Annotated in this window: 9 protein-coding genes and 1 CRISPR repeat array; all 9 genes read right to left on the bottom strand. The window is 56.9% G+C overall.

Translation table 11 applies throughout. From position 1 onward, the window contains the following. Positions 1-197: 197 nt before the first annotated feature. Positions 198-4,052 carry a TIM-barrel domain-containing protein gene (locus tag WMW72_RS26075; RefSeq protein WP_341418512.1) on the bottom strand — a complete coding sequence of 1,285 codons (3,855 nt, stop codon included), beginning with the start codon at positions 4,050-4,052 and terminating at the stop codon, positions 198-200. A gap of 70 nt (positions 4,053-4,122) precedes the next feature. Beyond that, entirely contained in the window at positions 4,123-7,404 is a 3,282-nt protein-coding gene (locus WMW72_RS26070; protein WP_341418511.1) for a TIM-barrel domain-containing protein, read from the bottom strand. Between the two features lie 137 nt (positions 7,405-7,541). Then, on the bottom strand, positions 7,542-8,189 hold the full coding sequence (locus tag WMW72_RS26065; protein WP_341418510.1) for a thioesterase II family protein: 648 nt from the start codon (positions 8,187-8,189) through the stop codon (positions 7,542-7,544). After that, positions 8,186-11,968 (bottom strand): glycoside hydrolase family 31 protein, encoded by a 3,783-nt coding sequence (locus tag WMW72_RS26060; protein ID WP_341418509.1) that lies wholly within the window; start codon positions 11,966-11,968, stop codon positions 8,186-8,188. Before WMW72_RS26060 ends, WMW72_RS26065 begins: the two co-directional genes overlap by 4 nt. A 198-nt stretch (positions 11,969-12,166) precedes the next feature. Continuing rightward, a complete protein-coding gene (locus WMW72_RS26055) occupies positions 12,167-13,474 on the bottom strand; it encodes an ABC transporter substrate-binding protein (RefSeq protein WP_341418508.1) in 1,308 nt (435 codons plus the stop codon). A gap of 100 nt (positions 13,475-13,574) precedes the next feature. Continuing rightward, positions 13,575-14,405, bottom strand: coding sequence for a carbohydrate ABC transporter permease (locus WMW72_RS26050; protein ID WP_341418507.1), 831 nt, complete (start codon positions 14,403-14,405; stop codon positions 13,575-13,577). Continuing rightward, entirely contained in the window at positions 14,395-15,279 is an 885-nt protein-coding gene (locus WMW72_RS26045) for a carbohydrate ABC transporter permease (RefSeq protein WP_341418506.1), read from the bottom strand. The genes WMW72_RS26050 and WMW72_RS26045 overlap by 11 nt, the downstream gene beginning before the upstream one ends. 26 nt (positions 15,280-15,305) lie before the next feature. Then, complete coding sequence (locus WMW72_RS26040; protein ID WP_341418505.1) at positions 15,306-16,331, bottom strand: LacI family DNA-binding transcriptional regulator; 1,026 nt, start codon at positions 16,329-16,331, stop codon at positions 15,306-15,308. A 300-nt stretch (positions 16,332-16,631) separates the two neighbouring features. Then, positions 16,632-19,152: direct repeats of the CRISPR family, unit length 32 nt; unit sequence GTTTCAATCCACGCTCCCGCACGGGGAGCGAC. A 282-nt stretch (positions 19,153-19,434) separates the two neighbouring features. Beyond that, positions 19,435-20,313 (bottom strand): branched-chain-amino-acid transaminase, encoded by an 879-nt coding sequence (gene ilvE, locus WMW72_RS26035; protein ID WP_341418504.1) that lies wholly within the window; start codon positions 20,311-20,313, stop codon positions 19,435-19,437. Between the last annotated feature and the right edge of the window lie 3 nt (positions 20,314-20,316).

The raw sequence follows: 20,316 nt of genomic DNA, 5'->3' as shown, positions 1-20,316 counted from the left end.
AGACGGTAGTACTAACTTCTCATAGTACCTCCCCAATTCGACATGCGGAAGCAGCTTCCCTGCCAGGAGGAAAGGAATTTAGTGGGAAATGAGACGAGGTGAAACGGATCAGGTTATCACTGCCTGCGTCGCCTTCACAACCTCCAAAGGCAAAAGCCCTCCTGCCGCAAGGCGACGGAGGGCCGGTGTATACCGGATTATTGCTTGGTGACCCGCACATCGTCGATGTGGAGCGTGGTGCCTCCCGGCGAATCCACATAGAAGCCAATGTCGATTTGGCCGTTCGTCACCTGAATGTCGCTGACGCTGATATATTTCCAGATGCCGTCTTTGCTGATATTCGTAAAGACCGGCGAACCGCCGTAATTTTGGATCTCGGCTCTAGCCGTTGTTGGCGTCGTGTTTTTCAGCAATACCCAAGCCTCGAACTTGTACTTCGCATTGTTGACAGGAACGCTGACCGTTTGATGGATGCTTTGCTGATACGGACCTGCGGCATAGAAATAAGCGCGCTTATCTCCTGCCCACGGCGATTCGGGCGGATTCATCGTCGAGCCGCTGTCGATTCCGTAAGCTATCGCCTGCGAAGCCGGATGCCATTCGGTCCAGTTGCTGCTCTGCGACGGATCGCGCTCGAAGCCCCCGTTGTCGAGCAGATTCTGCTCGGAGACGGGCAAGCCTGGCGCTGCGGTGGAAAGCAGCAGTCGATCGAGATTGACACTGCCGCTGTCTCCGGCATCGTACTTGAACGCAATCGTGTTCGTACCAGCGCCAAGCGTCACGGTCTGGGTGTTGTCCTGCCACACGTTCCAGTTGCCCCCAGGGCTGGTGAAGCTCGTTTGCCCCAGCTTCGTCCCGTTCACATACGTGCTAAGCGTCTTAACAGCACCCGAACCGTTCGCATAACGAAGCGCGATCTGGTAGCTGCCTGCGACCGGAGCGTTCACCGTAAATTTGACTTGGGCTCCCGGTGTGGTTAAGCCATCTACGAACGCCGTGCCGCTGTAGAACCAATGATTCTGATTGACGGTGCTGCCGCCGCTCAGCTCGGCGCTCTCCGCCTCGTATTTGCCGATGGCCGGAGCGAAGGGCACCGTGATGTTGTCCAGGTTGACCGAGCCCGTATCCCCTGCATCCGAGTAGAACTTGTAAGTGACGCTGTTCGTTCCCGCCGTGAGAGGCAGCGTCTCCGCCTGCGTCCCCCACGTGTCCCAGTTCGGCAGATTCGCCAGCGACGTGGATTTGACGCGCTTGCCGTTGACGAAAATACTGACACTCTTGGCCGTTCCCGTCGCGTTGGCGTAGCGCAGGGAAATATTATAGTCTCCGCCTGACTTCACCTTCGGATAAAAGGTAACGCCCGCTCCTGGATTGCTCAATCCATCCGCGAAGCCACTGCCCGTGTAGCCTGCATGATTCGTATTCACCGTCGCCTTGGTTGCCGTCGTATTGCCGGATAGCGACGCTTCTTCGGCTTCGTACTGCACATCCGCCACGCTGACCGGGCTGTTGCCGGTGACGGCAACCGCCTTGGCCGCCGCTGCCCCTGCGGACAGCTTGACATACGTGACATCGCCGTAGATGTCCTTGCCCTTGGCCCAGCCTTCGCCCGCAGCGGCTTTCAGCGCTTGCAGGCTGGTGTAAGAGGCTAGCGCCGCCCCATTGCTCGTCACGGTTGCTCCTGCGGCTCCGTGAAGCTTCACGATATAGGATTGCAGCGCAGGGCTGTATGTGCCGGTCTTGGCACCCAGCGTAAAGCTCAGCGTACCGGAGCCGCTGTCCTGAGCCGTCATCAATTGCTTGAAGTAGGCTCCGCTTTCATAGTTGTAGCTGCTGCCGTCATCATCATAATAGGTAAAGCTCGACTGTGCCGTATGGGGGAATACATCCACATCCACGGTTTGGACGGGAGCTTGGCCCACGTAGTCCTGCACCTTCTGCGACGGGATAATTGCGCCCTTCTTAAGGAAGAGCGGCATATCCGTCAGCGTGTCGGGATTGACGGTGTAGCTGATCTTCTGGCCGCCGGTGAGCACCGTGCCTCGGTTGTAGTCGATCCAAGTGCCGGCCGGCAAGTAGATCTCCTTGGCAGTCTGCTGCTTCTCGACAACAGGCGCCGCCAGCAGCCAATCGCCGAACATCCAGGCATCGAGATAGTTTTTGACGTTCGTGTCGGCGGGATACTCCTGCATCAGCGGCCGGACCAGTCCGTTGCCGTTCTCGTAGGCGCTTCTTTCATAAGCATACAGGTAAGGAATCAGGGAGTATCGCAGCTGGAGCGCTGCCTTGGACGCCTCCTCCGCCGTCGAGCCGTAATACCAAGGCTGGCGCTGCTGGTGGTTGTTGCCATGCACGCGGAACACCGGAGTCAGCGCACTGAACTGCATCCATCTGGCGTACAGATCCGGATTGGGATTGTTCGTCGTGCCGTCCTGCTGGTTGAAGCCGCCTGTGTCCATGCCCCATTTGACCTGGCCGTTATTGATCGAAGAAAGCATCACCGCCCGCTGCTCCTGCATGCCTGCAGCCCAATTGATGCGCTCCCCCTTATAATACTGAATCCCGATGTCTCCAGACCAGAGCGTCGTCGCATAGCGCTGTGCCCCTGGATAGAACGTGCGCGCCGTCTGCCAGACGCGCTGGGCGTTCGACGTATACGCTCGCTGTCCCTCGTACAGCGCCTGGGACATGTGGCCAGTGGTAAAGTTGCCGAATAAGTAAGACGCCCCTCCTGATGATACGGTATCCGTCTCGTCGTTCCACCAGCCGACGATGCCTTTATCGAACGCATCCTTGGAGTGGTTCCAGAACCAAGAGCGTGCAGCAGGGTTATAGGGGTCGATGCTGCGCACGAAGACCGGGATGAAGTAGTCTTTATATTCGTTATGCCCCGGATAAAAATAACCGCCGTTCGCCGCGTCCGTCCCTTGCACCGTAGGATTGTTGGAAAAATCCTTCGTCGCGATGCGGGGCTTGGTGATGCCGATCATTTTAATTCCCTTGGCGTCCATCTGCGACTTCAGCGACGTCGTGGCGGCGGAAGGGAAATTGGCTGTATTCCAAGCGAATTCGCCGTAATTGTTCTCACCGTACTTCTTCCAATCGAAATCGATCGCGTAGCCGTCGATCGGCATGTTTTTGGCCCGGTACGTATCCACATGGCTCTTCAATTCCGCTTCGTTCAGATCCCACTCAAAATTCATAAAGCCAAGGGACCATTTGGGCAGCATCGGCGGTTTGCCCGTAATCTCCCCGACGCTGGACATCAGTTCCTTCGGCGTGCCGAGCATGATGTAGTAGTTCACATTCTGTTTCGTGTAGCGCCGTCCTTCGGAAGGCGTGCCCCCATAATAAAACTCCAGCTTGCCGGTGGCCTCGTCCGTGAACGGATAACCCCCGTCGCTGTCGACGAGCACCCCGTACCCGGCTGTGCTCCAGATCAGCGGGCCGCCGGAGTTGCCCTGATCGCCTGCACGGGCAGCTTGGGTGGAGTTGTTGCGCAGCAGATCCCCGCCACTGTCAAAAGCATTGAAGCTGCGGATGCCGTACATATTGTCGCCGGATCCATGCAAGAAACGAACACCGTCCGAGAAAACGCCTCCGCTCGGCGGTTCCCATAATAGAGTGGTGCCGTCCGGTTTTTTCACGGTCAGACGCACCGGATTTTTCGTAATTTCAACCTTCATTGCTGGCGTTGTGATCGTCATCGGATTGGAGGTCGTGTTGATGGCAGCGCCTACGACGGGCCAGGTTTTGTTCGGATCGATCATGGGGGTATCTGCGCTCGGAGCTACGCCGTTCGGTCGGTAGTCCACCTTCAGGATACCGTTCTGGACCGCCTGCAGCACCAAAATATCGTCATTTGGCTCTGCGCCGTTATCGATCGTCAGCGTGAGCGTATCGCCAGTCACCGCCGAGGAGATCAGGTTGCCCAGAGCGCTTACATAGGCTTGGGCCGGAGGTGCCGATAGAGAAGGTAGGGTAGAGCCGATCAGCGCGAATGCTGCGAGTACGGAGAGAATCCGCGTGATTCTTTTTTTCCATAGGCCCATATCATTGCCGCCTTTCATCCATGAAATAGGGGAGGGCCATCAGCCCTCCCGACCAGGGTCGCCCCTGCCGTCAATGCTCCACAATCGCGATGTTATCGAGATTAATGCCTAACGTATTGGTGTTGTCATAGCTGACCTTGATCGTGTTGGAGCCGGCGTTTAAGGCTACGTTGACAGTCGCCGTCCCCCAGGTGTCCCAGTTAGCCGTTGCCGGCAGCGCCAGATCGGTCACTTTGGCGTTATTGACATAGATGGCGCGCGTCGCATTGCCGGAAGCCGAGGCGTACCGGACTTTGACCGCATACGTGCCGGGTGCTTTGACGGATACGTCGAAGGTCACCACATCTCCTGCCGTTTCGAAGCCGTCGACAAAGCCAGTGCCCATATAGCCGGTATGATTCGTATTGGTAGTGACGCCGGTGAGCGTACCGAATTCGGCTTCGTATTCGACTTTATTGACGCCGTCGAGCACGACGGCTTGGGCCGATGAGCTGGCGCCGAGCTTTACATAGGTAAGCTTCTGTACCGTATCGTAGTACCAGCCCGAGGCAGCGCTGGTCAACGCGGTTAGCGTACTATGTGCGGTGAGCGCCGTGCCGCCCAGCGTCACCGACGACGGCTTGGTCGTGAACACCTGCAGCGTTTTCGTCGAGTTGATCGCCGGAAGCGTCACCGTTTCCTTACTCAGTCCGTACTGCTCGGTCGATGTAATCGTCTTTACCGAGCCGCCGATATCATCATTCCAGCTGTACGTCGTCGTGCCCAGCGGATAGATGCGGAACGTCAGGTTGTTGTAGGCCGTCAAGCTGTTGCCGATCGTGCCGCCCACTTGATATTGCGCATTCAAATTCATAGGCAAGATACTGCCGGACTTCACAAAGACCGGGAGGTCATCCACACCTGCATAGTAGCTGATCGTTCGTCCGCCCGGACGCTGCGCGCCGTACCAGAAGTCGATCCAATCCCCTTGCGGCAGATAAACGCTCTTGTTCGTCTCGCCTTGATTCAGGACGGGCGCGACCAGCAGGCTGCTGCCGAACATGTACTGCTGAGTCAATCCGTACGTCTGGGTATCGCTCGGATACTCCAGCGCCATCGCACGCATCATCGGTACGCCGGTGTCGCTCGCTGCTTTAGCCTCGCTGTAGATATAAGGAAGCAGGTTCATCCGGGTATTCGTATACTTGGCAAAATGATTGATGATCGTGTTGTCGCCGGTGCGGGCCTGAGCGTTCCACGGGGACCGCTCCTCATTGATGCCGGAGCTGCCGTTGGCTTCGGAGTGGAACTGCATGATCGGGGCAAACGCCGACATCGCTGTCGCACGCTTATACAGCTCGGCCGACGGATAAGCGCCGGTGAATCCAGCCAAGTCCCAGCTCCAATATGGTACGCCGGACAAGCCTGCGGTCAGTCCCGCCTGGACGGCTTGCTGGAAGGCACCGAACGTCGATTCCTGGTCACCGGACCAGAAGATCTGATTCGCCTGCGCCCCCTGCGTGCCCGAACGGCTGAAGCTAACGGCATCGCTTTTCTTCGAGCGCGCATATTCGTTGTAGGCCTTCACGTAATCGTTCGGGTACTGGTTGCGCATTTCATCGCCTTTTTTGCCGTTGGCGAACGTATTCCAGCGGCCCCAGACCATTTCCCCTCCGTCTGTCTTGAACCCGTCGATGCCGACGCCGTCAAACAGATAGGCGCGCTTGGACATCCACCAGTTTTTGGCGCTGGGGTTTGTGAAGTCCAGCAGCAGGCTGTTCTCGAACCATTGGCCGCGCGGGATGCGGTATGGACCGCCGCTGCCGTTGCCTACGGCATAATTTTGGGCGATCATATAGTTTTCATCGTTATCTTTTTGCGGGTGAGCGGCTGCGGTCCATTTCTGGATCGGCACCTGCCACAGCACCAGCTTCATCCCGTTGCTATGCACATTGTCGGCCATTTGCTTCGGATTCGGCCAACGTCCGGCCGCCGGGAAAATATAGTCCGTATAGGAATGCGTGCTGCTGCCCGGCTTGGCCGTATACTGCGCATCGTTGAACATATATAACGTATTCTCGTCGCTCCACTGCTCCAGTACGACAGCCGTGGCCGGGATGTTGTTCGTATTGGCGTTGTTGATCGCGGTCGATACCTTGGATTGCCGGTCCCACTCATTGGCCGACATCCAGAGGCCGAACGCCCATTTCGGCAGCGCAGCCGGCTTGCCTGTGATGTTCGCATAATTGCTGACGACGCCCTTCAAGTCATTGCCGTAAATAAAGTAGTAATCCAGCGTCGAATTAGCACTGCCTCCGGTATCCGCCGTAAAGCTGTACATGTCGGAGCGCTCGGTTGCCAAGCGGAATTTGGAGTAATACGTGGAGTTTACGAAGATACCGTACCCGCTGCTGTTCAGCATGAAGGGGATCGCCATATAGGTGCGGTCGTTTTGATTTTTGTACTGGTTGTACACATAGGTGTCCACGTCGATCCCGCGCTTGCGGAAGTTGTTGTAGCGCTCACCGAAGCCGAAAAACTCCTCGGATGCAGGCGAGTAGAAGTGGTCTTCGATTTTGTTGATGACGGTGCTGCCATTGGTCAGCCACGCGAGATTGCGGTTGGCCGTGCTGTCATACTGGCGCGCGATCAGCGTCGTGCCGTCCGGCTTGTACACGCTGAGCTTAAATGGGTTTTTATCCACCTTCAGCTTTAATTTGGAGGTAGAGATCCAAGCCGTGGACGCGCTGTCCGTGACAGTAAAATTACTCAGTCCCGTGCTCTGAGTCCCCGATCCCGTAGGAGAGAGCTGGATGCGGAACACATCGTCCGCCGTGAACGAAATGTTGATCTTAGGGGACAGCGTCCCCGTGTTCGGCACCGCATTCAGCAAGATGCGGTTCGTATTATTCGTGACCGAGCCGATGCTGCTGACGTATTCCCAGTCGGTTACCGTAAAGGTGAACGGGCCGGACGTTTTTTCATTGGCGCCGTCCTTATTGCCGCGTACGGTGTAGGAGATCACGTCTCCTTTGGTGAAGCTGCCCAGGTTCGCCTCCCAGTACGTGTTGTTGCCGCTGTTGTACTTGTAGGCAGCTCCGACGGCTGGCTGAGCTACGCCGTTTTTCGTCCACGTTACCCAAGCCGTTTGCCCGGGCTCGATCGGCCAAGTGGTAATCTTGATCGACACCGCCTCGCCAGCCACAGGGTCTCTCGGACTCCGCTCCGTTGCCTGAATCTCATAGAGATCGTCGATCCCGTACGGCGCGTGGTACACACCGTCAATCGCATAGATGCTCGGCACCATCAAAAAGAAAATCAACAGCCAAGAAACGATGAGCTTGATGGGCGTAGGTACTTTCCTTCCATGCATAACCCTTGCTCCTTCCGAAAGTAGAATAGGATTGACAGTTCAAAATCAAAGCTAACTGCTCCTGGTTAGATTCCCTGCCTCACCTCCCTCACGGACTAAACGGCTTGGTACAATATCTGATCGGAGACGGCCTGGCTTCAAGAAGACGGATATTCCCGCTCCATAATCATTTGCACGAATTGCAGCCAATGGTCTGCATCATGCCCCCAACCTGCATGCTCGCCCTCGCCAATATGCACATCGCAAATGCGGGCCGTATAGCGGCCCCATTCGGCCAAGCTGTCGACATGCACGCCTGGGTCTCGACGTCCGGCGAATACACTCAGCCGAGAAAGCAGCGGGCCCCGGCCGGAAGGCATGCGGTACGCCTCGGCCATCCGGCAAGCATCCGGAAACAGAGCCGGATCAGATGGTCCCGTTCCCAAGTCCGGCCTCGCTTGCGCTTGCAGCAGATGGGGTGGGCTGCACCCGGATACGAACAGATGCGCCGGCTCCTGCATGCCGCAAGCCTTCAGCCAGTGGCTGGCCTCGAACGCCAACAGACCTCCCGAGCAGTGGCCAATCAAGCCGTAAACTCCGCCCCCTGCCCCGTCCATAGCGGAAGCGATATAGATTCCCGCCTCCTCCACCGCCTGCGTCCAAGCTTGAGAGGACGGATTCCACCCAAGCCTGGACGCTTCCTTCAACTCGACGGTTTCGAATCGGAATCGTGAAGGAAGTCCCCGGCTCCAAGCTCCATAGATATTCTCCTGGCCTCCACAGTGTGGAAACCCGAAAAGCCTCACTGCGTAATCACCAGGCTTCCTGCGAGATCGCTTGTCACAATCAACAGCTCGGCTCCTCTGCGGATGTACCTGCCCGGTTCAAGCTGCGAGAGATCGGCAGCCTGCGCCCACTCGCCGCCCTCGGAGACGATTGAGACCGCTTCGCCCTGCTGATGGATGAGGAAGCTGATGCCTTGCGGCAAGCCTTCCGGCCAATCCCCCGTCCAGGACAGATGAAGCTGGTTCCCCTCCCGTTTGGCGGATAGGTTCACCCGCGTTCCGAGATCGTCCTCAAATACCGCTTCCAATTGCGAGACGACGTACAGCCTGAAGGAGAGGTGCGTGTACCCGTCCGTGCGGCTGCCCACGTGACCGCCCAGCTTATAATCGTCGGCCAGATCTAGCGGGATTGCGCTATCCTGTCTGACATAGACCGGGATATCAGCCAGTTCAGCCGCCACTTTCAGCAAACGGGGCCCTTGCACTTCCGTATGATCGAACAGCGACAACCAGGAGCCTTCCGGCACGTAAACCTCCTTGACCGTATGCCCTTCTTCGGTAACCGGGGCCACCAGCAGCCGATCGCCGAACATGTACTGGCTGATCATCCCGGTGCACTGCGGGTCGGCCGGGTACTCCAGATACATCGCCCGCATCATCGGCAGACCGGTCCGGCTCGTGCGGATCGCCTGATCATAAATATAGGGCAGCAGGTTCATCCGCAGATCGGCGTACTTCTTGTACAAGCCGATGACCTCCGGCCGGCCCGTGCGCTCCGCAATGTTCCATGGCGTCCGGTCCTGGTTAAACTCGCCCTTAGTCTCCGCGTGGTACTGCATGACGGGGCAGAACGCCGCCATTTGCGCGGATCGCACGAACAGCTCTGCCGTCGGGATATCGCCGTGGAAGCCTCCAAGATCCCAGCCCCAGAACGGGATGCCGGACATGCCGCTGGACAGCCCCGCGATCATCGAGGAGCGAAAGGCCCCGAAGGTGGAGCGCTCATCGCCTGCCCAGTGCAGCGGGTACTGCTGCGCCCCCGTATAGCCAGCCCGGCTGAACGTAATGCCCCCCTCGGGCGCATGTTTCTGCACGAAGTCATAGTAGCTGCCCACATACAGATTCGGGTATAGATTGCGCATCTCTCGTCCGGTCGAGCCATCGTCAAACTGCAGATCATGGCCGAAGACGAACTCGCCTCCATCGGTTTTGAAGCCGTCCACACCGATCTCTTCGACCAGATACTTCCGCTTGCCGAACCACCAATCGGACGCCTCCGGGTTCGTAAAGTCAACGATATGGGAGTCCTTGAACCAGTTGTACGGCAGTGTGAACGCCGTGCCATCGGCGTTCTTCACGCCGTAGCCCCGCTCCAGCAGCGTCTGCTCGTCCCGGTCGCGCTGGGCATGGGCGACACCGTACATGCATTTGTGAATAGGAATTTGCCATAGCAGCACCTTCAGCCCCTGCGCGTGCAGATTGTCGACCATCTGCTTCGGATTCGGCCACCGCCCCCATGCCGGGAACTGGAAATCCCCGTAGCGGAACGGCTCGGCTCCGTCTTTGGCTTCATACTGAGCATCATTGAAAACATAGAACGTCGCCTCGTCGCTCCACTGTTCGATGACCAGGACCGTCGACGGAATTTCATATTTTTCCGTCAGCTCCGCTTGCAGCATAACCTCGGCTTGGGAATCCCAGTTGTTGCTCGACATCCACGGCCCGAACGCCCACTTCGGCGGCAGCACCGGCTTGCCGGCAGTCTGGGCGAACTGCCCGATCATCTCCAGCGGCTCGCCGGCGAAGAAGTAGACACTGATCTGCTGCGTCTGCGGCGAGAGGTCGATCTCCGCCTCCACCAGATCAGATAGCCGTGTCTGGAAGCGGAAGACCGAGTACAGCGCCGTATCCGCGAACAGCGAATATCCGCCCGAGCTGATTGCAAACGGCACCGGCATATATGTCTTCAGCCCTTGGTCCCGGTACTGGTTGTAGACGTACTGATCGACCTCCTGGCCTGAGTACTCATAATGGGAGAAGCGCTCTCCCATGCCGAACCAGCGCTGCCCCGGCTGCGGCCGCAAATTCAAGCGAACCTTGTGGATGGTGCCTGAACCGTCGGTCAGTACCTCGACGAACGGCTTCCCGCCGGTGGCATAGCCCTCCACCAGCAGCCCGCTTGCGCTGCGCAGCGCAAGCTCGAGCTTGCCCTCGCGCACAGCGGCCTCCAGCCGTGCGCGCGCGTGGCCCAGCGGCAGCGCCGCCTGCTGCAGCGGCGCGCCTGAGGGACGTTCGCCGGCTGCGGCGAACGTCAGCTGCACCGCGCCGCTCGCATCGGCGCGGAAGATCAGCGCGGGCGGCTGCGCGCCCGCTCCGGCCAGCCCGGTGCCGCCCGCGCCAGGCGCACCGGGGGCGAGCTCGACGACGAAGCCGTCCGTCGTCTCGTACATCGCATGGACGCGCTCCAGCGCCGTCCAAGTCCGTACCCGGAAGCTATACGGCTGCGAAGCGACCGACTTACTCCCGCTTCGCAGCGTGAAGGCATAGCTGACCTCGTCTCCGGCGAGATAAGGGCCGAGCTGCGCTTCCCACACCTTCTCGCCGTCGGCCGCGACTTTCATGACCGCCTGCACAGGCTCGGGCGCCTCGATGCCGTTAACGACGGCCTCCACGGTCACAACCTGACTCCCCTGAAAAGGCTGAGCCAATAATCGCACCAGCACCGCATCGCCCTCTTCGGGCTGACGGGGAAAGCGCTCGTACGGCAGAATCACGTACGGATCATCATACCCGGTCGGCCTATGCAGCAGCGTGATACCGTCCGATCCCACACTGCGCGCACCGCCCGAAGCCAGCGCAGCCTGCGCCAGCTCCAGCAGTACGGCGCTCCACGTACTGACCGGCGGCTGACCTTCGCTCGCCGGTCCGCTCGCAGCACCGCTGGGCAGCTCCTGCCAGTAAGCGAGCATAAGCGGCTCCTTCGCCGTCGCGATGTCTGCCTCATACAGCACGCCTTGCCCGGCCTGCTGTGATTCCACGCGCGCCAGCAGTTCCTTGGCCCGGGCCGTGTCCCCCTTGTTCGCATAGTACCAAGCCAACAAGCAGGTCAAATCCGGCCGCTCGCAGCCGCCAAAATAAGTATCGCCTTCCCATAGGCGAACGCCCTGGCCGACCAGCGTCTCTTCGAGCTTATACAGCGCCTCAATCAGAATACGGTCTTCAATGCCGAGCATGCCGAAGGGGATCGCCGCCACAATGATGTCCCCATGAATGGAAGATTCCCCTAAGCGGCTGACGACCCGGCCCTCCTTAATAAAGCTCGCGAACACCAACTCGCGGATCGCCTTTAGCAGCTTGACGCCTGTGTCTCCAGAGCTGTACTGCAACGTCGACTGCACACCGGCATAGTAGATGGCCAGATGGGTCAGATAGATGCCGCTGCTGTCACTCTGCAGCCAATGAGGCTGAGGCTTCTGCCAATCCGCATCGATACGCAGGACGGTCTCTTCCACGAACGCTTCGCTCGCCGACAGGAAGTCCTCGTCCCCGGTTGCTTGGATATACTCGCCTGATGCCCACAGCACCAGCGCTGCGTCTGTTAATCGGCTTTTTCCGCCGGTTACGCGGCGCTGCGCCTCCTTCAAGAGCTGCAAGGCCCGCTCCGTTCCCCCCTGCTGCACGAGCGCGTAGCTCTGTAAGGCAAGCTCCTTGAAGCCAGCCCCACTGCCGCTAGTTTCCCTGATCAAGGTCTCGTATTCATAATCCGCTTGCTGCCCGTGTATATCCTGCTTATTCACCATGAACCCTCCTGTCCTGAATGAACCTTTGTTCTTTGTTCTATGTTCTCGAGCTTCTGTCCGACGAACCGCTTAGGACCGGACTTTCGCTGCTCAAGCGTCCCCATTCCGGCATTGGCGGACAGAAAAAGGGGCCTTGCTCCCACAACGCCCCTTCTCTTGTCAAGACTCGAATTCCGGTTCGGATTACCGTTACTCCTGCTATTTGGCGGCAAGCTTCTCCAGTTTAGCCTGAGCCTCGTTCAACGCTTTTTCCGCCGTATAATCTTGTTTCAATCTCGCTTTATCCAGCTCGTCACCGACGGCTTTGGTCAGATCGTTCCATTTGTCGGGAATCGGGCCGACAGGCGGGAGCACCAGCGTATTCAGTGCTTCCATCACCACTTTCTTCGATTCGGGAGGCGTTTGCTTGAAGAACGCATCCATCACCTTTTCATCGGATACGGGCGGCACGCTCCAGCCCTTCTCGATGCGCTTGCTCACGACCGCAGGGTCGGAGGACATGAATTTGAGGAATTTCCACGCCGCTTCGGCGTTTTTCGTTTTCTCCGAAACGACGAGACCGTCAGCGAAGAAATGATGAGCTTTCTTCATGTTGCCCGGCTCCAGGGCGATATCCCATTTGAACGGCGCGTCGGCGAAGCGGCCGAAGTTCCAGATACCGGCGCGCAGCATGGCGATCTTGCCCGATTTGAAAGCATTCAGATCCGCGTCCGGCTGGTTGAAGGTATCGTCATTAAGCGGCGGTGAAACCTTATGCACTCTTGCTTTGTCCAGCATCCAGTTCAGTGCCTCGATGTTTTCCTTGCTGTTGACCGTCGGCTTGCCGCTGGCATCCCAGATGCTGCCACCGTTCTGCGCGATCGTTTTGTAAAATTCATAGAATTGAATCGGCGAGTAGGTGCCCCATACGCCGCTCTTGGCATCGGTCAGCTTTTGAGCCGCTTCGAGCTCCTGCTTCCACGTCCAGTTCGCCTGCGGGTAAGCCACTTGCTTTTTATCAAACAAATCCTTGTTATAGAAAAGCACGACGTCCGAGAACGATTCCACAACCCCGTACTGCTTGTTGTTATACTTGAAGGCATCGTAGGCGAGCCCTTTATAAATATCCGGCTTGAACGACGCGTCCTTCGCTATAATCGGCGTCAAGTCTTTGAGCGTGTTTTTGGCTGCATATGAGACGAAGTGCTCATAACCGACCTCGAAGACGTCAGGCGCTTCCCCCGATGCGAGCTGTGTATTGAGCTTCGTGTAGTAATTGTTGTAATCGACGATATCCACCTTCACCTTGATATCCGGATTCGCCGTTTCGAACGCTTTAATCATGTCCGCGAGCGTCTGCTCCTGCGAACCGCTGGCCGTATTCTGCATAAACTTGAGCGTCACCGTATCCTGCTTGGGAGCCCCCGCTGCCCCGGTGTCCGGCTTATTGTCCGAAGCACATCCCGTTGCGGCGATAGCAACCGCCATACTTAAAGCTGCAACCCAACCTGCCCGTTTTTTCATCATTGGTGTAACCCCTCTTTTCCCCTGGATTGATCTTAGCGTTCCATCCTGTGGCTTCCTTAAGCGCCTTTCATCCTAGAAACGGCATCTCCCCCCTCTCGCACTAGCCTTTCACGCCGCTCATCGTCATGCCCTTGATGAAGTATCTGGAGGCAAACAGGAACACGATGAAAATCGGAATAAAGCTGATCACATTGCCTGCCATCAAAATGTTCCACTCTGTCGCCCAGCGGCCTTGCAGCTTGCTAAGCCCGATCGGCAGCGTCATCAGCTCCTTGTCGCTCGTCACGATCAGCGGCCACAGGAAATTGTTCCACGACGCCATGAAGGCGAAGATCGATAAAGTCGCCAGAGACGGCTTGCTAAGCGGCAGAATGATACTCGAAAATACTCTTCCGTAGGACGCTCCGTCCATGCGGGCCGCCTCGATCAGCGGGTCGGGAATCGTCATGATGTGCTGCCGGAGCAGGAAAGTGCCATAGGCGCTGAATATCCCCGGCAGAATAAGGCCCGGATATGTGTTAATCAAGTTCAGCTTCTGAAAGACGATAAACAGCGGAGTCATCGTCACCTGCATCGGGATCATCATCGTGACCAGGTAGAGCACGAACAAGGCTTCCCGCCCTTTGAACGAGATTTTGGCGAAGACAAATGCCGCCATGGCGCAGACGATCACCTGGGCGATGGTCGTAATCACGGCTACAATCATACTGTTACCTAAGAACCGGTAAATGGGAAAATATTTCGTAATCTCAACATAGTTGTCGAAGCGGAAGGTGTCGGGAATGAGGCTAGGCGGCATGCGGACGACTTCCAGGCTGTCTTTAAAGGAGCCCGAAAGCATCCAGACGAAGGGAAACATCAGCACAATGGCCGCCACGATCAGAATCGCGTGGGAGACGATATTTTTGAAGGGCGTAGACTTATCGGTCATAGGTAACCCACCTTTTTTGGAGCTGCTGCTGAACGATGGTCACAGCGAAAATAATGACGAACAGGAGCCAGGATTGTGCCGAAGCAAACCCCATTTTGTAGCTTTGGAAAGCGTTACCGTAAATTTGCTGCACGAGCGTGCTCGTCTGTCCGGCCGGGCCTCCGCCCGTCATAATCAGCACCTGGTCGAAAAGCTGAAATCCGTTGATCAACGAGATGATCAATACGAAAAAGAGACTAGGCGTCAGCAGGGGCAGCGTCACGCTCCAAAATTTCTGAAGTCCGCTTGCCCCGTCGATCGTGGCGGCTTCATAATAGTCCTCAGATATTTCCTGCAGCCCTGCGAGTAAAATGACGGTGACGTATCCGAGATCCTTCCACACGCTGACCGCAATAATCGAGGGCATCGCCCAGAAAAAGTCCTGCAGCCAGACTGGGCCTTGGATGCCTACAAGGGACAGCAGGTAATTCACAAGACCGTTCTGCCCGTTAAGCAGCCATCGCCATACGATGGATACGGCGACCCATGACGTAATAACGGGGACGAACATGAACAACCGGTACAGCTTCACCCCGCGCAGCTTCCGGTTCAGCAGCACGGCGAACAGCACACCAAGCACCAGCACAGAAGGAATGTAGCCGACGATATACTGGAGAATGTTCCATAGTGACGTAAGCGTTTTCTCATCCTGCAAGGCTTCCCGGTAATTATCCAATCCTACGAACTTGGCCGGCGTCAGCAAATCCCAGTTCGTAAAGCTAATCACTGCCGACGACAGCATCGGAATGAGTTGGAATAGCAGCAGTCCCGCCAAGCTTGGGAATAAAAAACCGATAATAACGGCGATTTTTGTCAGCCTCTTTTGTCCTACCATGTCGCTCTCCTTTTCCGTGGTGATGGTTATCCCAAGGCCTTGACCGTCGCCCGTTCCACAATCGTGAGCGGCAGCACAACTTCATTCGCTTCCTGCTCTCCATTGCCTTGAATCATATGGATCAAGAGTTCGGCTGCGACAGCGCCCTTTTCTGTAATGCTTTGACGGATCGTCGTAAGCGGGGGAATGAACATCTTGGACATCGAGATATCGTCGAAGCCGATGACCGATATGTCTTCCGGTACCCTCTTGCCCTCGTTGATCAAGCTACGGATCGCGCCGAACGCCACCATATCGCCGGTTGCGAACACCGCGGTAATCTCCGGATGCTTGCTGGCGATCAGCTTGCCGGCCGCCATCCCGTGCTCGTAGCTCATCGAATCCTCAAACACATAATCTGGGTTGTAAAAAAAGTTCGCTTCCCGAATCGCGCGCTTGTAGCCCAGGAAACGCTTCTCCACCACACCGTCCTTGCGAATCGCCCCCGTGATCAACCCGATATTGGAATGCCCCTTGTCGATCAAGTGCTTCGTAGCCAAATACCCCCCATACTCATCGTCGATTCCGATCCGCTTAAAGTAACTGTCGTTAATGTAGCTATCGATCAGGACAATCGGAATTTTGATTTTCTTGAAGCCGTCGTAAAACTGTTCGGGATAAATGCCCATCATGATCGCCCCGTCCAGATTGCGCTGAACCGACAGGTTGAGATAGCTCTCCCCTTGGTTAACGCCGGAGAGAAGCAGGTGATAGCCATGCTCGCGAAGCTTGCCCTCGATGCCGCTTATAATCTCGCTGTAGAAAGGGTTTTCAAGAATCAATTGCTTATGACTCTCTGTCTGCGGAATGACAATGCCGATCAGCTTCGACTGGTTCTTGACCAGGCTTCTCGCCGAAAAATCAGGGATATAGTTGATCGTTTCAATAATTTGCTTAATACGCTCGATGGTCTCGTTCGACACCTTATCGGTGCGGCCATTCAGCGCGTAGGAGACGGTTGCCGTCGAGACGCCTGCGGCTTTGGCTACATCTTTAATCGTTGGTTTTTTCATGTTGGCTACCTCATTCAGTTAAGTTATACGTTTAACTAGATTATAAGCGCGAATGGCTATTTTTTCAAGATGTTAGCGCTATCTTTTTAAAAAAATATTCGATTATTGGTTATATCGTTTAACTAAAATTTATGATAAGCCGGTTCTGAATATTTCCACAAATATGTGTGCTGGGAGGCTTCTATTAAGAGGTTACAACATGGCGAGGGCTTCACTAAAAAGTAAATAAGCTCCCCTTAAAGCAGCGGTTTGGTTAACCTGTCTGTTTAAAGGAGAGCTTATTGAGTTAGAGGCGTATATGTTTCAATCTACGCTCCCGCACGGGGAGCGACGTCGGGCTATCACACAGGATGAGCGAACGATAGCCCGTTTCAATCCACGCTCCCGCACGGGGAGCGACCTGGCCTCGGTATCGGCGTCGATATCCGTATCCGAGTTTCAATCCACGCTCCCGCACGGGGAGCGACATGAATCGCCGGGCAGGTGGCGGCCATGCCCCATGTTTCAATCCACGCTCCCGCACGGGGAGCGACCCAGCCTTTTCGGTTGATGTTTTTTTTATTTCCAGTTTCAATCCACGCTCCCGCACGGGGAGCGACGTGCAACTCGCTGCTGGTTCCCTTAGGGATCTTGTTTCAATCCACGCTCCCGCACGGGGAGCGACGTTTACTCACGTTGGATATGAGATAAAAGTGTTGTTTCAATCCACGCTCCCGCACGGGGAGCGACCTCCTTGCACCGGGATTTTGTTAGCAGCACAGCGTTTCAATCCACGCTCCCGCACGGGGAGCGACGTCGTCTGTTCTCACGCCACCTCGCGTTGATTTAGTTTCAATCCACGCTCCCGCACGGGGAGCGACGAGAGCTTTGAGACCAACAGTCCGATCTTGCAAGTTTCAATCCACGCTCCCGCACGGGGAGCGACACATCGCCGCCACTTGGACGCTGGTAAGCGAGGTTTCAATCCACGCTCCCGCACGGGGAGCGACCAAAAGCAACCAACAGTACATTGGAATACTTAAGAGTTTCAATCCACGCTCCCGCACGGGGAGCGACTAGACCCAATTGGGCGATGATTTTACGGAGATCCAGTTTCAATCCACGCTCCCGCACGGGGAGCGACGTCGTAGTCGTTTCCCTTGTCCCTTCTGGGTTCTGTTTCAATCCACGCTCCCGCACGGGGAGCGACACCGCTCCAGCGATAACCTGACCGTTCGCTCCCTTGTTTCAATCCACGCTCCCGCACGGGGAGCGACTAAAATTTTTCCGTGCCGTGTGCATGGTTCTGAATGTTTCAATCCACGCTCCCGCACGGGGAGCGACCTTACAACGGCTACCGCGCGATCCTCCATAAGGACGTTTCAATCCACGCTCCCGCACGGGGAGCGACATTGCTGATTTTTGGTGGTCTTTGTCGAGCATTCGGTTTCAATCCACGCTCCCGCACGGGGAGCGACATGCAGCGGTTTTCTCTTCTTCGGTCAAACTGGTGGTTTCAATCCACGCTCCCGCACGGGGAGCGACGGCCGGTCGAAGTCGGCACCGGATGAGCCCACGTGTTTCAATCCACGCTCCCGCACGGGGAGCGACCACTCGACTTCGTGGCTGTATAACGCGGTGCTGTGTTTCAATCCACGCTCCCGCACGGGGAGCGACTGGCTAAGTCCGCGCCGGACAAAACGATTGAGCAGTTTCAATCCACGCTCCCGCACGGGGAGCGACTGAAAGCTTCGAGACCAGCAGCCCGATCTTGCAGGTTTCAATCCACGCTCCCGCACGGGGAGCGACGCTCCTGCTGTTGACACGCAAATTTTTGTAATAGGTTTCAATCCACGCTCCCGCACGGGGAGCGACGATAAATGAAAGCCAGAGCGAACACGGTTGTGATGTTTCAATCCACGCTCCCGCACGGGGAGCGACTTGGAGAGATCCGAAAGGCCATTTTCATTGAGCAGGTTTCAATCCACGCCCCCGGCAGGGGTTTCAATCCACGCTCCCGCACGGGGAGCGACGGGGCGTTGTGGATTGCTTAGAAGCTAGGAAGTACGTTTCAATCCACGCTCCCGCACGGGGAGCGACGGGCGGTAAGCGTAATGGTCTTAACCTGGATAGTCTGTTTCAATCCACGCTCCCGCACGGGGAGCGACAAGGAAGGCAAAAAAGGCGCTACCGACGCCATGAAAGTTTCAATCCACGCTCCCGCACGGGGAGCGACCGGAGGTCGACGTAATCCTGCTGGAGCTAGCGGAGGTTTCAATCCACGCTCCCGCACGGGGAGCGACGTTACGGTAAAATTATGGTAAGTTAAATACATTCGGTTTCAATCCACGCTCCCGCACGGGGAGCGACCAAGGCCACTGTCACTATGGATTGGAAGTTGATTGTTTCAATCCACGCTCCCGCACGGGGAGCGACAAGGTCGTTGTATCTGCCGTAAAACACGGCAGCTTTGTTTCAATCCACGCTCCCGCACGGGGAGCGACAAGTCCGCAATCAGCGAGGTAGTCGCGGCTCATACGGTTTCAATCCACGCTCCCGCACGGGGAGCGACGCGCCAACGTCTCTGGTCACTGAGGAATACGATATGGTTTCAATCCACGCTCCCGCACGGGGAGCGACCCGGCTACAAAGCGGACGAGGGCGGTGGTATTCCGGTTTCAATCCACGCTCCCGCACGGGGAGCGACGGAATCCGCAACGGCTACCTTCTCGCCGTAGCTCCGTTTCAATCCACGCTCCCGCACGGGGAGCGACGCGCAGTCAGCAGCCGCAGTAACGCCGAAGTCCGCGGTTTCAATCCACGCTCCCGCACGGGGAGCGACAGCACCCCCTGAGAAGCCTTGCCACGCAAGGCTTCTCAGGCCCAAAAGTGCGAACCCCCTCCAACGGAGGGTTCGGCACCTTCTAAATCAACGCGAAAATCCCACAAAACCTTACGGGACAAGGGGTGCGAATGTCCCAGGGATTTCATGGGAGCTTGGGGTTCGCACCAGCAATGCCTTTGGGAAGCTATGTCCTCCTCCAAACGTATACAACAACAGCCGCCGGACCCAATATCCGGCGGCCATACACCGCACAGGGCTGCCTGTGTTGAACCCCGGCAGCTACTCGTACACCTTCACACCGTCCACCTGAACCAGCTTGCGGAATTCCTGCAGCAGGTTCGTGGTGATCGGGCCGGCCTTGCCTTCGCCGATGATGCGGGCGTCGACCTCACGGACGGCGATGACTTCCGCCGCTGTGCCGGTGAAAAATACCTCGTCGGCGACGTAGACGTCGTGCAGCGTGAACGGCTCTTCCTTAAGCGTGTAGCCCAGCTTGGCACTCAGCTCGATGATCGCCGCCCGGGTGATGCCCTCGAGCGCCCCGCAGTAGCACGGTGGCGTGTACACGACGCCGCGCTTCACGATGAAGATATTGTCGCTCGAGCCTTCGGCGACATAGCCTTGGGAGTTCAGCATGATGGCTTCGCCAACGCCGGCCAGGTTAGCTTGAATTTTGACGAGAATGTTGTTCAGATAGTTGAGCGACTTGATCTTCGGATTCAGCGCATCCGGCACGTTGCGGCGCGTCGAGACGGAGACGGTCTTTAGTCCGTTCACATACGCCTCCTCCGGATAGATGGATAGCTGTTCCACGATGATAATGACGTTCGCCTTGGGCGAGCGGCGAGGGTCCAGTCCCAGATCGCCGGGGCCGCGGGATACGACCAGCCGTATGTAGCCATCGCGCAAGCCGTTGCGGCGGATCGTCTCGACCAGCACGTCCTGCATCTCCGGCTGCGTCAGCGGGATATTCAGCATGATCGACTTGGCTGAATCATACAGCCGCTCGAGATGCTCCCGGCACTTGAAGATATTGCCTCCATAGATGCGGATGCCTTCAAAAATCCCGTCTCCATACAAAAAACCGTGGTCATATACGGAAATCTTCGCGTCTTCTTTGCTCACATACTCGCCATTCAAGTAAATAACCTGTGCCACGTT

Origin of the sequence: Paenibacillus filicis (assembly GCF_038070315.1) — a bacterium.
In the GTDB taxonomy this organism is placed as follows: Bacteria; Bacillota; Bacilli; order Paenibacillales; family NBRC-103111; genus Paenibacillus_G; species Paenibacillus_G filicis.
Note: the sequence above shows the minus strand (reverse complement) of the source record. Positions and strands in the feature narration are given on the sequence as shown.